The organism is Coleofasciculus sp. LEGE 07092, assembly GCF_015207375.1.
Taxonomy (GTDB): Bacteria; Cyanobacteriota; Cyanobacteriia; order Cyanobacteriales; family Coleofasciculaceae; genus LEGE-07092.
In genome coordinates, this window is the sequence record NZ_JADEWY010000063.1 from 1 (window position 1) to 17473 (window position 17473).

General features: G+C 47.2%; 8 protein-coding genes. 6 read left to right on the forward strand and 2 right to left on the reverse strand.

Annotated features, from left to right (window positions below; genetic code table 11):
* Window positions 1-156 precede the first annotated feature (156 nt).
* Both IQ257_RS30790 and IQ257_RS16025 read left to right on the forward strand, forming a co-directional pair.
* Window positions 157-282, forward strand: a complete 126-nt coding sequence (locus IQ257_RS30790; protein ID WP_265584481.1) for a hypothetical protein — start codon at window positions 157-159, stop codon at window positions 280-282.
* A 552-nt stretch (window positions 283-834) separates the two neighbouring features.
* On the forward strand, window positions 835-1596 hold the full coding sequence (locus IQ257_RS16025; protein WP_193874171.1) for a sterol desaturase family protein: 762 nt from the start codon (window positions 835-837) through the stop codon (window positions 1594-1596).
* A gap of 53 nt (window positions 1597-1649) precedes the next feature.
* Here IQ257_RS16025 and IQ257_RS16030 read toward each other — a convergent pair whose 3' ends face one another.
* Both IQ257_RS16030 and IQ257_RS16035 read right to left on the reverse strand, forming a co-directional pair.
* Window positions 1650-2741 carry a response regulator gene (locus IQ257_RS16030; protein ID WP_193874172.1) on the reverse strand — a complete coding sequence of 364 codons (1092 nt, stop codon included), beginning with the start codon at window positions 2739-2741 and terminating at the stop codon, window positions 1650-1652.
* Between the two features lie 44 nt (window positions 2742-2785).
* Window positions 2786-7567 (reverse strand): PAS domain S-box protein, encoded by a 4782-nt coding sequence (locus IQ257_RS16035; RefSeq protein ID WP_193874173.1) that lies wholly within the window; start codon window positions 7565-7567, stop codon window positions 2786-2788.
* A 453-nt stretch (window positions 7568-8020) separates the two neighbouring features.
* Between IQ257_RS16035 and IQ257_RS16040 the strand changes: the two genes are divergently transcribed.
* From IQ257_RS16040 to IQ257_RS16055, 4 genes are all read left to right on the forward strand, one after another.
* Window positions 8021-10474: a beta strand repeat-containing protein gene (locus IQ257_RS16040; protein WP_193874174.1), complete on the forward strand. Its 2454-nt coding sequence runs from the start codon at window positions 8021-8023 to the stop codon at window positions 10472-10474.
* 98 nt (window positions 10475-10572) lie between these two features.
* Window positions 10573-11133 (forward strand): DUF11 domain-containing protein, encoded by a 561-nt coding sequence (locus IQ257_RS16045; protein ID WP_193874175.1) that lies wholly within the window; start codon window positions 10573-10575, stop codon window positions 11131-11133.
* Window positions 11134-11351: 218 nt separating this feature from the next.
* Window positions 11352-13790 carry a hypothetical protein gene (locus IQ257_RS16050; RefSeq protein ID WP_322744358.1) on the forward strand — a complete coding sequence of 813 codons (2439 nt, stop codon included), beginning with the start codon at window positions 11352-11354 and terminating at the stop codon, window positions 13788-13790.
* A complete protein-coding gene (locus IQ257_RS16055; protein ID WP_193874176.1) occupies window positions 13787-17470 on the forward strand; it encodes an Ig-like domain-containing protein in 3684 nt (1227 codons plus the stop codon). The genes IQ257_RS16050 and IQ257_RS16055 overlap by 4 nt, the downstream gene beginning before the upstream one ends.
* Window positions 17471-17473 lie beyond the last annotated feature (3 nt).

The window sequence follows — 17473 nt, forward strand, 5'->3', positions numbered from 1 at the left end:
CATTTAAGATTGTGATCGCTCTTGGAATCGAGATGATAGGGAATCATGTCATTAGTGTTGTTTGATGACAAGAGCTAACCCCCTATCTTACCTCAAAACCTCAATAATTTTAGATGCGTTTACCCTGATAAAATCACCGACTTAAAAAGTAGCCTTGTGAGCCGAAAAAAGGCTTCAGAATTTGCACGACTGGAAGCTTTGAATAACAGCTCTAATGTAACTCGTGAAGTCCAAGAGGAGATTGAAGCTGCTCTATTTTTACCCAAGAAATGGGTAGAGTAAATTTCATTCCTTAATAAAATTATATCTGCATTACCGTTCCCTTTTGAACCAGATTACTATTAAGCGCCAGAGATAGACGAATCCGACCCTGAGACAGGCAAATTGCTGCAATTTGTTGATCTACTTCCACCCAAACCGTCTGTTTATCTGCTGAACGTTCAACAATTGGCTCAACTAATTCACTCCGCCAACTTAATCCATCTCCTGTCGAGAATCTCTTTTAGCGACGAGTACAGGTTGGTTGCGGTATCTCACATCCAGCTCTTGTTGTAGATCCAAACCCCAGCAACGGCACACAACACCATAATTGCACCATCGAGAACCCGGAGCGCTCGCTCAACTTCAATAGTGAAATCGACTCTACGGGATTTCAGACCAAAAAGAGGGATAATACTGGAATTCCTGCCAGTAGAGCAGGCAAGGGCAATAGAGTTACCGTCAAAGATAGATACCTGAAGTGATAACCTTTGTTAATGTCTACTTGATGCTCTTTTTGTCACCTGTTTGACAGATCAGAGTGCTTTTAGTTGATGCAGCAAAGGAAAGGTTGAATTGACGGATTGCTCGTTTTGGCTTTATTGGTTAATCTTTTTCGGAATTATCCTAGGTCGATACTTTCTCATCGCTGGGGGAACGCACCTACTTTTTTATTCGGTTCTGGAAAACTCCTTCCCCAAGCGATGGTTGCGTCTGAAGCCCCCATTGCGCAGGGCAATACAAAGAGATATCAACTTATCGATGCTCTCTGGCGTAGTGTTTGCGTTTTGTGCAGCGCTCATCATCTCAGGGTACAATTTAGGCGTAACGCTTTTGTACACTGACCTACGGGAGTATGGATTGTGGTACTTAGGTGTTAGCTTTATGGTGGTGCTGGTCGTCCAGGATGCTTACTTTTACGTTATCCATCGAGTGTTTCACCACCCTTTGTTTTTCAAATGGCTGCACCAGGGACACCACCGTTCAGGAGATCCAACACCCTGGACATCCTTCGCCTTTGATCCGCCAGAGGCTTTTGTACAGGCGCTTTTCTTTGTTGGTGTTGTTTTGATCGTACCGCTTCACTTCATTACCTTGATTGCCGCACTCATGACAATGACGCTATGGGCAGTCTTGACTCATCTGGGATTCGAGCTATTTCCTTCATCCTTTCCCCGTCATTGGCTGGGAAGGTGGTTCATTGGTTCGACCCATCACTCAATCCATCATCGCAAGTACACGGTACATTATGGATTGTATTTCACGATCTGGGACAAACTATTCGGCACTCATGATCCTAATTATGAGAAGGAGTTTGATTCCTCTCTGAGGCGTTAAATGAAAGATAGAAGGCTGGAGTCTACTAACTCTCGTCTTCTAAAGACAGCGTATCAAACGACTACCGTAAAAATTGACCCTCGGGGTTGGTTATTTTCGACCCATATTCTACCACCATGGGCTTCAATAACCATTTTACAAAACGTCAAACCAAGACCAATTTGAGAAACGCCACTCTTAACTTCTCCCACTTCATATTTATCAAAAATGAGTTGCTTGCGTTCTTCACTAACTCCCGCTCCAGAATCGATAACCTGAATTATCGCCTGTGCCGATGATGAATCCAAGTTCATTGGTTCATTGGGGTAGTCAAGCTGCAAAATCACCGTCTTTTCAGCCGGAGAAAATTTAATAGCATTGGAGAGTAAGTTTTCGAGGACACGATGGAATAAATTGGCATCAAGTAAAACACCTCGCTTAGATGCCGCTAGTTTACTGATTAACTGGATTTTTTTATGGTCGGCGATCGCTTGAAACTGAGAGACAACCTTTGATGTTAATTCATTGAGATTAACGTTCAGCCGATTCAAGACCATTTTTCCAGATTCCATTTTCGCGAGCATCAACAAGTTATCGATCATGGAATTGAGTTCGCGTCCAGAATCGGCTATAATCTCCAATCTCTTGAGTGTCTTCTCATCAACGCCACTTTGCAACAGTAAACCACTACACAGCAAAATATTTGTGAGTGGATTTCTCAAATCATGGACGATCATATTAGAGAGGTCTTCTCGAAGACGCAACGTTGCTTCTAAGCCATCGTATTGCTGCTTAATCCGCAACATGGAGCGCACCCTTGCCCTCAATTCCAAGCCGCTGAGGGGTTTCGTGATAAAATCATCAGCACCGGCATTGAGCGATCGCGCCAAATCTTCCTTCGAGTTCAGTGCCGTTACGATAATAATCGGAACGTTGTGCCAGTGAGAGTCTGATTTAATTTGGTGGCAAACCTCAATCCCATCCATTTGGGGCATCATCACATCCAGTAAGATGACATCAGGTTCAACGGCATCCAAACGGCTCAAAGCTTCGTAACCACTACCTGCATAGAACAAGTCATACCCTTCTCGATACAGATGCGCTTCAATGACATCAAAGGCATTCGGTTCATCATCGACCACGAGTATAGAATTTTTTTTATCCATATCTAAACTTTAATTGTGCCGCTTGACTTACATTAGAAATAAATTTATTGTCTATCTTCGATTTCTCTATTGCTGTCTGTCTTCTCCAGATATTGAGCAATAAGCTTCATTAGCTTTTTCAAACTAACTGGCTTAGTCATATAATCATTTGCACCTGCCACCAAACATTTCTCCCTATCTCCAGGCATCGCCAGTGCTGTAATTGCAATAATCGGAATCATTGTCAAATCAGTTTCAGCACGAATGTGGCGGGTGGCTTCCAACCCATCCATTTCCGGCATTTGAATATCCATCAAAATCAGATTTGGCTTTTGCTGCTTTGTCATCTCAACGGCTTCCATACCATTTCTCGCTAAGATGACCCTAAACCCCCGAATTTGCAAGTAATCCATCAACGTTGCAATGTTTGCTTCGTTATCTTCTGCCAGTAATATTAAGGGCAACTCTTGCTCGGATTGAGGCGTCACGACCAAAGCGGTATGATCAGCACGCTGGGGTACCCCTGCAAAAATTCTAGTTAGAGCTGCCTGAAACGGCTGACGAGAAATTGGTTTAAGCAGGTATTCTGATGCACCCAATTCAAAAGCTCGCTCGGATTCGTCTACAACTGAGATAACCAGGACTGGGATACCCTGGGTTTGTGGAGTTGATTTTAACTGAGCCAGAACCTCCCAGCCGGATAGATTGGGCAATAAAATGTCTAGGATAATCACATCCGGATCAAATCGCAATACGATGTCTGTTGTCCCTTCACCCTGAGAGTGAATTAATGCGGCGGCACCCAACTCCGCTAAATAGCGAGCGATTTGCTTGGCTGAGGTATCTGAATCTTCAACGATTAACGCTTGCTGAATAGTCGGTAATTCTCCCAGTCGTTGTTCAATTTCTGTGATAACCGTTTGATTCGATTCGGGTTTCTTCCAGGGGAGGCTAACGGTAAAGCGACTCCCTTTGCCTAATTCACTCTCCAAAGAGACGCTACCTCCGTGTAAATCGACAATCCGCCGTACCAATGCCAAGCCCAAACCCGTGCCTGCATAGCGACGTGAGAGACTGCTATCTAACTGTACAAACGGTTTAAATAGCTGGTTGAGGTTTTCTGGGGCAATGCCAATGCCGGTGTCACTGACACTCACCTGTAAGGTTTCTGCGTCTGAGTCAGCATCAACTTGCAGGGAAACTTCGCCCCCTTCGGGAGTAAATTTTACCGCATTGCTCAATAAATTCACCAAAACTTGCCGCATCCGCCGCTCATCAACTTCAATTTCTCCTATATCCTCAGCCATCTGAGAATTAATCCGAATCCTTTTTGCATGGGCTTGCTGCTTGACAAACGTCAAACTTGATGCATAAAGGCTTGCTAGGGAAACTGGAGCAATTTGCAGCGCCATTTTCCCCGATTCAATCTTTGAGAGGTCGAGAATATCGTTAATGAGTTCTAGTAAATGCTTACCGCTATGCTCTATTGTAACCAGTGACTTGCGCTGTCGATCAGTCAACCCACCGTAAACCTCTTCTTGCAAGGCTTCAGCCAAACCCAGAATGGCATTGAGAGGCGTTCGCAACTCGTGACTCATACTTGCCAAAAACTCATCCTTGAGACGAGCGGCTCTAGCTAACTCGGCATTGGCAAGACTAATTCGTTCGTTGCTTTCTTGTAGCCGTTCTTCAGTAAGCTTGCGTTCGGTGATATCGTAAACGAGGGCGCAAGACCACAACAAGTTGCCCCATTCATCGACAATTGGACTGGTGGACATATACGCCCAGATATTTCGATTATCTCTAGTTTTTAATTGGACTTCCTTTCGTTGAACGAGGTTAGGATTTTGGAGGCTGAGGGGAGAGTTTGTCAGGATTTTATCCCCTGTATGCATGAAATCAGACATAGGATGCTCCAGCATGTCCGCCTCCGTATACCCCAGCATCCTTGCCATTGCCTGATTGACGTAAGTGGTTTTGGCTTGGTTGTCAATTACCCAAATCCCTTCTTCTGCGAGTTCGACAATTTGCTCGTATCGCGTCTCGCTTTCCTGGATGCGGAGTTCTAAACTGTGATTGAGTCGTTGAATTTCTTCTTCGGCTTGCTTACGTTCTGTGATATTGGTCAGAAACGTCATCACAAAGGTACCATTCTTGGTTTGAATGGTACTGAGTCCTGCTTCAATGGGAAACTCGCTGCCATCCTTGTGTTGAGCAAACAAATTCTGGGTTTTGCCCATAGAGCGTTTGCTCGGGTTAGCGCGATAGTGTTCACGATGTTGAGTATGATTTTGGCGGAATCGCTGGGGCATCAAAAATTCAACCGTGCGACCCAACACTTCCGTGCGATTGTATCCGAACAAGTCTTCGGCTTTGGCGTTAAATACTATAATTTCACTCCTGGCATTGGTAACAATAACGGCTTCCGATGCGGCTTCTAAGAACGCGCGGAATTTGGATTCACTCTCTCGCAGTGCTTCCTCGGTTTGCTTACGATTTTGGATATCTTCTAAAACTGCCAAAGCATAGCTGCGATTTTCTGGATTTTTGACTAAAGAAACTGAAGCATAAACCCATTGCAACTCGCCATCTTTGCGGATATAGCGCTTTTCGATAGAATAAGTTGGCATCTCACCTGTCATCACTTGATGCAGGTAATCACTCGTTCGCTCTCGGTCGTCGGGGTGGGTAATCTTTTGAAGTGTCTGCCCTAGGAGTTCTGATTCTGCATAGCCTGTGATTTCACAATAACGCTGATTAACGCCCAGAATCTCACCAGAGGCGGTAGCGAGTGCAATTCCTACAGCCGCCTGCTCAAAGACGGCACGGAAGCGTTCTTCACTTTCTTGCAATGCCCGTTCTGCCTGTTTGCGATCGCTAATATCGGTATGAGAACCCACCATCCGCACCGCATCACCCTTTTCATCCCAAACTGCCTGTCCCCGAGCTAGAATCCACTTGTAACGACCGTCTTTGCACTGAAGGCGATGCTCTGTAATATAGTAGGGCGTCTGACCTGCTATATGGTCTTGAATAGCTTGAGTAACCCAGCCAAGGTCATCAGGATGAACCCGTTTCGCCCATTCATCCGAGTGGTTGGCAATTTCATCGTCTTCATACCCCAGCATTTCTTTCCAACGGACAGACAAGAAAACTTCGTTAGTTTTGATGTTCCAATCCCAGATAGCGTCATTGTTGCCCCGCAGCGCCAATTGCCAGCGTTCTTCACTGACTCGCAACGCCTCTTCTGCCTGCTGGCGTTCGATCCGGGTACGCAACGCCGCAATACCATAGGCGAGGTCATTGGCGAGTTCAGTTAGCAGTCTAACTTCAGCTTCATCAAAGGCATCGGATTCAGTAGCGTAGATATTCAGCGCACCTAGAGGATGGCTATCAACGATTAACGGCAGAGCAATTGATGCTGCGTAACCCTGTTGGATTGCGGCTTCCCGCCAGGGTAGATAATTGGGGTCAGTTAGGATACTGTAAGCAATGGAGGTTTTACCTGTCCGAATTGCTGTACCTGTAGGACCACGACCCCGTTCTGTATTCGACCAAGTAAGCTGTAAGGATTCGATATAGCCATCTTCATATCCGGCTTGAGCAATAGGGCGCACGGTTTTAGCGTCATCGTGTTCGGCAAAGCCAATCCAGGCGCAGTGGTAGCCACCGAATTCAACTACAATCCGACAGATGTCATTCAGCAGGGTGGGTTCATCTACGGCACGCACGACAGCTTGGTTGCATTCACTCAGGGTTCGGAGGGCGCGGTTAGCTTTATAGAGTTGTTGTTCCGAAAGCTTCCTATCGGTGATATCTTGGCTGACTACCATGCCTGCAAAAATATCACCTCCCTCACTGGTGATCGGTAGTGCGTAGACTAAGAAAATGCGATCGCCATAGGGAATTTCAGTAGTGGTTGGTACTCCCGCCAGGGCTTGCCGATAAATAGGCTCAAGTACCGAACAGATTTCTGGTGGCAAACACTCCCAAATCGTTTTGCCTTCTAGTTGCTCTTTCGATATATCAACGGCGGCTAACCCCTTGCCATCTACTAACAAGTAGCGCAATTCCGGGTTAAATAAGAGAACGACACCATTGGGAAAGTTCTCCGCCACAGCGCGATATCGAGCTTCGCTTTGCCGTAAACTGCGATCGCGATCGCTTAATTTCTGTTCGAGACGATTTAATAAATAAGCTGCCAAAACTGACCCACTGATGCCAATTACCCCTGACAGACTCAGTACCAGCCAAGTCAACCATCGCTGTTGCCATAAGCGCTGCTGGCGCTCAAGTTGTAAGCGGCTTTCTACCGCCAAGAACTGATTAATTTCAGTCCTGGTTCGCTCCATTGTCTGCTTACCTTCAAGCAGTTGAGCCACGAGTTCTGGTGAGGCGATGGTATTGTCAGGGAGAGAAGGGGTGAGCTGAAGATTGCGATTGAGAAGATTTACTCGAGTTGTTACTAATGCTTGAATGCGTCGCAGTCGGTGAGCTTGAGAGTGATTATCGGCAACGAACTGACGCAATTGTTCTAGGGCAACGGGAATTTCTGCGATCGCGGTATCGTAGCGGTTAAGAAATTCCTGACGGCGAGTAATATCATACCCCCGGACTGCTGTTTCCGCATCCAACAGCGCCGTCAATAAGCGCTTCGTTTCCAAGCGGACTTGCTGGGTATGCTGCACCCAGTCTTCTGCTTTGGCAGTATTAACTTGCAACCAACCAAATGCACACAGGGATGTCACCAGGCAAGTGACGGGTATTGCCAGGATCAATTTCCGTTGCCGCTGAACGGGAATGTTTATCCTGCTCAACTGCCGGAATCCGGTTCGGTTGCGGTTCATAGTCTGTGTGTCCGATAGGACATTCGTTTCACTCTTTTTCACTGTAGTGGAAATTACTTAAGTATACGGATGCCTCCACTAATTCTCATTGCGGAAATTACGCAAAGAAAGCCCAATCGTTGCAATATCCCTAATTCTACGGAGAAAAAAACTAATATTTTTTAAACGAAGAAAATTTCCGTAGAATCCTCAATAGTCATACTTCTTGAAACAGGAAAGAATGGGTTCATGTGGAAAGACAAGTTGTGGGTTAAAGATTTACTAATACCCGCCCTGAGCCTACTTGAGAGATTAAAGCCGTTTTTATTTTGCTTGATATGTATCAAAAGGTAGGAATTTACTCCTGCCAAAAAAACCTTATTCAAGCCAAGCTAACGAGCGACTATCTCGACTAAAACAGGATCATTTGTCTGAATTGAGAGCCATTTTTTAAGCCAAATAACCTCAAAGAAAATGACCAAATCTGCAACGAAGCGCTGGAATATCTATCGTCCCTTAGTGGGTTCTGCACTCATCGCAGGCAGTCTTTTTCAACTGGCAATGCCAGTCTTCGCAGAAGGTACGACGGCGGGAACATCAATTAGTAACACAGGAACTGCTACTTACATCGATCCAACCAATCCATTAACTATTATCAATGCAACCTCCAACCAAGTCACTGTCACAGTAGCAGAGGTAGCAGGTGTCACCGTTACCGCTTCTGGCATCACAGATAATAACGGCGGTAAAATATCACCCAACGATCAGCTCTACTTCCAATACACAGTTACTAACGTCGGTAACGACCCCACCCAATTTAATATTCCCGATCAGGTAACATCAACGGGATCTGCAACAGTGAATGGTAGCCTGCAAGTCAGTTATGATGGCGGTACTACTTGGTCAGATGTTACCGCGAACTTCACCACCAACTCCGTTGCACCCGGTCAGTCTATTTTAGTGCAGGTTCCTATCCTGGTTGACAGCAACGCTAGTCCTGGAGCCAATATTAGCGTCAAACTGGGTAACACACCCAATGATGGTCAAAACCAGCCACTCACTGCGGATGGCAACGACCTTTACACTGTAGACAATGATGCTGTAGGAGCGGCGGGTGTCCCTGTTAATGGTGAACGGGAGTCCAGCGCTACCCAACAGACGATTGTGGAAGCGACAGCGCAGGCACTAGCAACAGTTCTCAAAACCAAGGCGAGTTACTCCAATTCCGGTACGCCATCTGATATTACTGATGATTCCATTACCTATAATTTGGGTCTAAAAGTTGAGGCAACTGACCCCACCGGTAAGGGTATCAACCCTGCACCCTTAGTTGGTACGAACATTACCCTGAATGGCGCTGTTACTCCCCGAATCTTAATCTCGGATGCCATTCCAATTGGTACAGAACTGGAAGGGACACCCATTGCGCCGTCCGGTTGGCAAGTGGTTTACTCGACTACTCCTATCGCTACGGCTGCTTTGCAAGCTGAGTGGACAACGACTAAACCCGCAACCGGAATTACCAGGGTTGGTTTCATCAATGATCCAAGCCTTGTTACATCCGTGGCTCCTGGTCAAACCATCAACGGCTTCTCACTCCAACTCGGTACTCTGGCAACAGTCGCATCACCGCTCTCCGTTGCGAATATTGCCCAGGCATTTGGTGCAACTCAAGGTGTTCCCAACATTCTAGTCTACGACGAATCCGGCGACCAAAATCCCAACAACTACAACCCCCTTGATGGCACAGTTGACCTCTTCGACCCCCTAACAGACAATGGACTGCTTGACCCGACTGACCTGATTAACATTGGAATTGACACCAACAACAACAATACAGGAAGTGGTCCTGGTGGTGAAGCGACCGTTGTCGAGATTGCAGTCCCTGCAGTTGGAAATATCCTTAATGGACCCAAAGATATCGCTGATGCCCTTGGTCCGACGAATAGTGACGATGACTTTACCAATAAATCTACACCGATTACCCAATACACCAAACCCGGTTCAAAAATTGATCCAGCGGCTGTCGATTTTGTTAACACGTTCATCAACAAAAGTGGTCAATCAGCGGATGTCACTCTCTTACCAACAGCACCCGCTAATCCCCTCGACTTACCCGATAAAACCGTTGTCACTATCACCGCTGCTGACATTTTAAACGTTACCAAACCCATTAAGTCAGCCACTTACGAATACAACCAAGCCTCAGGAACCTTCACCTTAACCAACGGCACTCCCATTGTCTTTAATAATCCCCTGCCTTTAGTTGGTGGTCCGGGTAAAGGTGTCTTACCCAACGTCCCTATTGCCTACAACGTTAAAGTCGATCTGCCCACCAATACCTCTCTTTCAACGGATACCATCCCAGATTATACAGGCGATACAGAATTCGGTTTCCCCGTACCGATTACCGCCTACCTCGACACAAATGGAGATGGCACATTTGAGGGGCAAAACACCACAATTGACCGAGTATACACAGGCTACTTAAAACTCGTTAAAGAATCTCGCCTACTGCAAGGAACAGGTTCAGCCATACCCGCTGGTCAAGAAGTCTTTAGCGACACTCAAAAAAATCCTGCACCCGGAAACATCATTGAATATCGCATTACCTACACCAACATATCTACCCCCGGTGGTGGAGTCGGTAATATCGGCTTAAATGCTAGCACAGTTGTAATTACCGACGATGGAAAAGATACCGCCATTAACAATAACTGGGCGCTGGATAACGATGGTAATGACGTAATAGATACCAGCCATGTTGTCGGCAAAGCAACTGATCCCAATGGAATTGTGACTTACTTAAATCCTGGCGGCACAGTTTTAGATGCAGTAGGAGTAGACATCACCAAATACCTAGATACCATCGTCAACGTCGCCCCCGGAAAATCAGGAACCTTCACATTCCAACGTCAAGTTAATTAATCCCATCCCTCCAAAACCTCCGCGCACCTCTGCGTTAAAACCCAACAATTCCCAAGTTAAATCAACCATCAACCTTAAACTCCAAAAGGATAATCATCATGAAACGTCTCCCTCTTAGCCTTGGCATATTAGCATTAATCACAACCCTACCCTTCCTAGGAACCACACCCGTATTAGCCAACCTACAAGAAGCAGGAGAAGCACTAGTCCAAGCCATCCGCCGTCCCGAAGTCAAACTCAACTTAACCGCTGATAAACAACTGCTTGAACTTGACCAATCCGGCAAACAAAAAATCACCTGGCAATCCTTAGAAGGCAACGCTGTCGTGCAACCTGGAGATGTCCTACGCTACAGCGTTAATAGCCAAAATGCCGGAGATGCCGCCGCCAAAAACCTAGTAGTTACTCAACCCATTCCCCAGAAGACGATGTATGAAATTGGTTCTGCTACTAGCAATAACGGTGCCAAGACTACCTACAGCATTGATAACGGCAACAGCTTTGTTGACAAGCCAATGGTTAAGGTAACGCTTCCCGATGGCACAGTGGAAGAACAGCCTGCACCTGCTGATACTTACACTCATGTTCGCTGGCAGTTTGGTTCTGGACTTGACCCCGCCGCTGGTGTGAAAGCCAGCTATCAAGTAAAGGTACGCTAAACAGCAATCAGCACTCAGCTCTAGGCATTGAAACGGGCGATCGCTAATAATTAAAAGCTCTGCAAATTTGCGATCGCCCTCTATTATACCAGACTTTTACTCCCTCAATAATTATTCATTCAACCTACGTTCATCTCTCCCGACAGTTGGAAGGTAGGTAGGGGATTTTTATACCCATAACCTGGCTCATTGTCGAGACTATTCAGGAGAAATCACAAGTGTTCCAACTTCAACCATCAAAATTATCACTTCAGGGTTCTCTCCGGTTTCTGGCAGCAACGACCTTATTGACCAGTCTCTTACCACCTGCTGCACCAACCCTAGCGCAAACCTCGTTACAGTGCGTCATTTCTGAAGATACCGGGATAACAATTGCAAACCAAGTCTCTTACACTTATACCAACAATAATCAACCTGACAACCCCGTTATTTTGGGCGGCGTCTCTAACCCAGTTAACACTACAGTTTCTCTTAAAGAAAGTACAGTCACCCTCGAATCTCAAGGCATTAAAGATAGCAACGGAAATTACATTATCGGGTTAGGCACCGTTGCCGATGGACTCAATCAAGAACTATTGCAATTGGGTTTAAGTCCAGAGGCGGCTAAAGCCGGAAGTAGTGCAGGAATTCAAGCCTTCGCCTCTTTATCAGCGGATGCCGATACCCAAAAAACGATCGCTCAAGTGAAATCTGCGATCGCATCATTGGTTCCCCAACAGGCAAATCTGACTAACTCTATTACAAATCAAGGCGTTGCTCTGGCACTCATGGGACTTTCCCCAATAAGTCTGGAATCCATGAGTTTGACCCCTGCCCAAGTCGAGTCAGCAACCCAAGCTGCCACTGCGGTTATTGCCAATTCTGATAATACTCCCTTTCAGCAAGTCACAGAGAATGTGTTCCAAGCCGTAACTACTACGGTTTCTCCTCAAGCAAAAGTACTCACCCAAATGCGGGATGACCTGAAGGCAGAACTCAACAACAGTCGCCGGGGAGTCACCCCCTCCATTGGGCAAAACGACCAACTTTATTATCACTTTCGGCTTGCAGATACAGGCAGGGCATCGGCTGAAGTCACCATTCCCGATGCCTATACCCTGCAACAGACGGGGTTATCGGGACCTGCATCGGTTACGGGAGTGGAGTATGAAGTCATTTCCACAGCGAAGGATACCCCTGCTCTAAAAGGCAATGCTACTCAATCCCCGGCAACTCTTACCATCAAACCCGGAGAACAACTTCAACTGGTGGTTGCGGTTAAAGTCACCTCCCTTCCCCAAACCCCTGTTACCTCTATCAGTTTAGATTTTGGTAATAACTGCGGCGGCAAGACAACCACACAAACTCTAAGCCTTGTCTCGATAGAAACTCCCTTTAATGACCCCTTTGGGCGCGTTGTTGGTTGTAGCGGTGAACTTCTATCCGATTACGAGGGATTCAGCGTTGGGTTATACGAACCCGATCCTAGTGATCCGACGGGCGGAATTACAGGCACAATTCCCCTCACAGCAACGGAACTGCCAGATAACCCGGATAACGCGATTCCCAAAGGCATTAAACCTAATACACAAAATTCTAATCCCTTCTATTTAACCAATTCTGACCAGGGTAAATATAGCTTTCTATTCGATGAAAAGCGGGGTCAGCTTGATAAGGGACGCACTTATATCTTACTGGTAAAACCCGCCCCAGATTCTAACTATGATGAACGCCGGATTCGGATTGTTATTGGTGACAAAGTTGGGGATGTGGTGAAATACACCGCCTCTTCCCTCGATGGCAAACCTATCAATGTTAGCGATCGCTCCAAACGCACCAGTTTGGAAGGGGAAATTGTCACCGTTGAGGATGCTAATCGCATTGGAGTTATCTTAGCGATTTTCGATTTAAGTGCCTCAGTGTGTCAGGCGCGAGAGATTCGCATTGATAAAACAGGCGATCGCGCGGCAGCCGAACCAGGGGATACGGTGATTTACCGCCTGTCGATTCGCAATCTTTCGACTGATCCGTTAAGCAATCTGGTCATTACTGACACCTTACCCGAAGGTTTTAATTTCCTGCCGGATTCGGTGCGGGGCAACTTAAAAGACCAAGATGTTGCGATTGAAACCAGTCAGGATGGGCGGACGATTACCTTCAGTTCCCAAGTCACGATTTCCAGTACAGAAGTCCTCACTATCGCTTACGCTGCCCAACTCACCCCAGATTCCCTGCGGGGTTCGGGGAGAAATTCCGCGATCGCAGTTGGACAACTCCCCAATCGGGATGCCAAAGATGGTCCCGTCACCCACCAATTAAGAATTCAACCCGGCATTGTTGCCGACTGCGGCACGATTATCGGTCGCGTGTTTGTAGACAAAAACTTTGATGGCGAACAGCAACGGGGCGAACCCGGTGTCCCTAATGCCGTGATTTTCATGGACGACGGCAACCGCATCACCACCGATGTCAATGGATTATTCTCCGTTGCCAATGTCCAACCCGGTTATCGCACAGGTGCATTAGACATTACCAGCACTCCCGGTTACGCCCTGGCACCCAACCTCTATTTCAGCGAACGCAATAGCAAATCCCGCTTAGTCCATCTGGCACCAGGCAGCATGGTGCGCATGAATTTTGCCGTTACTCCCACCTCTCAATCTGAAGAAAACCAATGAAACCAGCACTAAACTTTCGCCACGTTTATTCTGTTTGGCTGGTGGGAGCGATCGCCGGAACGATGGTCACTGTTATGCATCCTACCACCGCCAAGGCTGAACCCGTTAACCCTGTACCGGATACTGTCAGCACCACGGAGTCAATTTACACACCTCGCTTCGAGAAGCCTCAGCGACCACCTGCATCTGGAGAAAGTGCAACCCCAGAGGTTGGGAATCCCAGCCAAGATGCCTTAAAAACGGGGATAGAAAATAGAGAAACTCAACTCCCCTTTCCTGTTAGGAGAGGGGTTGGGGGAGAGGTTAATCCAAACAGTTTGATAGACACGAGTAACACTTCTGAAAATACCTCTCCAGCAGAACCAGAAACAATAAAAATCCTCACCCCAACTGCCAACACCGTCTTAGACATCCCCTCAACGACCGTCATCTTACAATATCGTCCCGGCGCACAAGTCGAATTGCGGGTGAATGGGAATCTTGTTGATCGCGCCGCGATTGGACAGACGGAGACGGATAACCAAAACCAGGTAGTAACCGAAACCTGGTATGGTGTCGTATTTGAAGCGGGGGAAAATACCCTAACCGCCCAAGCCACCCTTAATGGTGTCACCGAACCCCCCGTTTCCGTCAAAGTCGAAGTCCGGGATGCCCCGACAAAATTAACCGTAGAAACCGTAGAAGCCCAAATTCCAGCCGATGGGCGTTCGACGGCAATGGTGCAGGGTCAACTATTGGATAAAAATGGCAATCGTTCTAACTATAATGCTGTAATTACCCTGAACCCCAGCGCGGGTAAATTTATTGGCGCAGACTATAACCCCGACCAACCCGGATTTCAGGTACAGGCACAGAATGGGCAATACAGCGCCACGTTACAGTCTGACTTGAATGCCCAAACAGTACGCATTCAAGCAGTTACCACTGGGTTAGAAGCCTTTACCCAACTGCAATTTAATACCGCACTTCGTTCTAATTTAATCACCGGGGTAGTGGATTTCCGGTTAGGGGCGCGAGGTACGAATTATTACGGCAGTTTGCGGGACTTTTTGCCCTTAGATGAAGACAATTCGACCCAACTGGATGTTACAGGAGCAGCGTTTGCGACCGGACACATTGGCGAATGGCAGTATACTGGCGCATTTAATAGCGATCGCCCGTTAAACGAAGACTGCAACTGCAACAACCGCTTGTTTCGCTCTGACCAAGCCTCGGAACGTCCCTATCCAGTATATGGGGATAGCTCCACCGTGGATGTCCTCGCCCCCTCCACGGATAACCTCTATTTACGCTTAGAACGTTCGGCTCACATTCCTGATGCCGATCCAGACTATGTAATGTGGGGAGACTATAACACCCATGAGTTTGCTACAACCTCACAGCAATTTACCTCTTTCACCCGCCAACTCCACGGCTTTAAGGCAAATTACAACCTGGGTAATCTGCAAATTACAGGATTTTATGCCAATAACGTTGAAGGGTTTCAGCGGGATACCATTGCCCCGGATGGCACTAGTGGTTACTATTTCCTCTCGCGGCGGTTACTCATACCCGGTAGTGAAGATGTTTTTATTGAACTCGAAGAATTAAATCGTCCCGGCACCGTACTTCAGCGGGAACGCTTGACAAGGGGACCGGATTATGAAGTTGATTATGACCGAGGCACATTATTGTTCCGCAGACCCGTACTGAGAACGGATATTGCTGACGACGGTACTGTATTAGTACGGCGGATTGTCTCCACTTATCAGTTTGAAAGTCAAGACGACGATACCAGTATCTACGGGGGTCGGGTACAATATCATATTTCGCGGCAGGTTAACCGGGAGAGTTGGATTGGTGCAACCTACCTGGGGGAAGACCAAGGGACTCGTGATTTTGAACTCTACGGCGCCGACGCCCTCATCTCCTTTGGCAAGGATAACCGTCTGATTGCCGAATACGCCCATTCTAGTAACACGTCGGAACTGTTAGGGAAAATCAGTGGTTCTGCATACCGTATTGAAGCGGATGTCAAGATTGCTGAGGGAATTCAAGGTTATGCCTATTACCGTTCCGCTGATACGGGTTTTTCTAATAACGCTACCGTCAGCTTTGTTCCTGGTCAAACTCGCTACGGCGCGGAACTTCAGGCAAAGGTTTCCCCAACAACTACGGCACGGGTACAATACGACCATGAAGATAATGAAGGAATTGCCCCACGACCCCTTGATGTTTTAGAAGAATTTTTAAATCCCTTAACCGAACCCATTCCGGGTAGCGCTGTAGATAACAGCCTGACTACAGTTTCTGTCGGGATTCAACAGCGTATCGGGACGGCGAACTTAGCAGTAGATTGGATTTATCGCGATCGCACGGATCGTCTTGCCCCCAATGATTTAAGCGGTACGTCTAACCAGTTGCGATCGCGCTTCACATTGCCGATCACTGATACTCTCACCTTTCGGGCAATCAATGAACTAACCCTATCCTCCCAGGTGGATGCGGTTTATCCCGACCGAACTGGACTAGGACTTGATTGGGCAGTCTATCCGGGTATCAAAGTCAGTCTGGAACAACAATGGTTTACACGGGGACAGTATTCGGGTCAGTCTATCACTAGTCTAAACGTGACAGGGGACTACAAGCTCGGTGCCAATACCACTCTCACCGGACGTTACTCGATTCTGGGCGGAATTGATGGGCTAACCAGCCAAGGCGCGATCGGACTCAATCATCGGTGGACTATTGCCTCTGGCTTGCATATGGATTTGGCTTACGAACACGTTTTCGGCGATTTACTAGGTCGTACTGGTGCTGGCAGCCGCTTTGAACAGCCCTATGCCTTCGGTCAAAGCGCATCAGCCCTTGGATTGAGTGGGGGTGACAGCTACAGCGTTGGTTTAGAATACACCGATAACCCCAATTTTAAAGCCAGCGCCCGCTTCCAGCATCGCACCTCATCCCAAGGCAGCAACACAGTAATTTTCGCTTCGGCTTTAGGTAAGCTTTCTCCAGCATTAACCGCCTTATTAAGCTACAACCAAGCCAGTTCTGCCAATCAAAAGCTACAAGGATTAGGCACGACGGCTAATTTAAGACTGGGTTTAGCTTACCGCGACCCCAACGACGATCGCTTTAATGCCCTGTTGCGGTATGAATATCGCAAAAATCCCTCAATTATTCCTGAAACAATTTTATTCGGCAACGGCACAGGTTCTGAAGAACTTCTCTTCTCGGCTGAAGCGATTTATGCCCCCAATTGGCGCTGGGAATTCTATGGCAAATATGCCTTTCGCAGCAGCACCTCTTACTTAGCTGACGATTTAGTTGGCACTAGTAGCGTGTCTCTCACCCAACTCCGCGCTACTTACCGCTTAGGCTACAACTTCGACTTAGTGGGCGAAGCCCGTTGGATCACTCAACCCTCTGCCAATTATAACGAGCTTGGTTTTCTTCTAGAAGCAGGTTACTGGTTGACTCCCAGTTTACGTCTCTCAGCAGGATACGTCTTTGGTGAGGTAAATGATCGTGATTTCAGCGGTACGCGATCGGCGGGAGGTCCCTATCTGGGTTTAACGGTTAAACTCAGCGACTTGTTTGACGGTTTTGGACAACCCCAGCCAAGAATTGCACCGTCCCAGCAACAAGATTCTCAAGTCGAACCCGTCGCTACAGAAGTACCTGCCGAGATGCACTAGGTA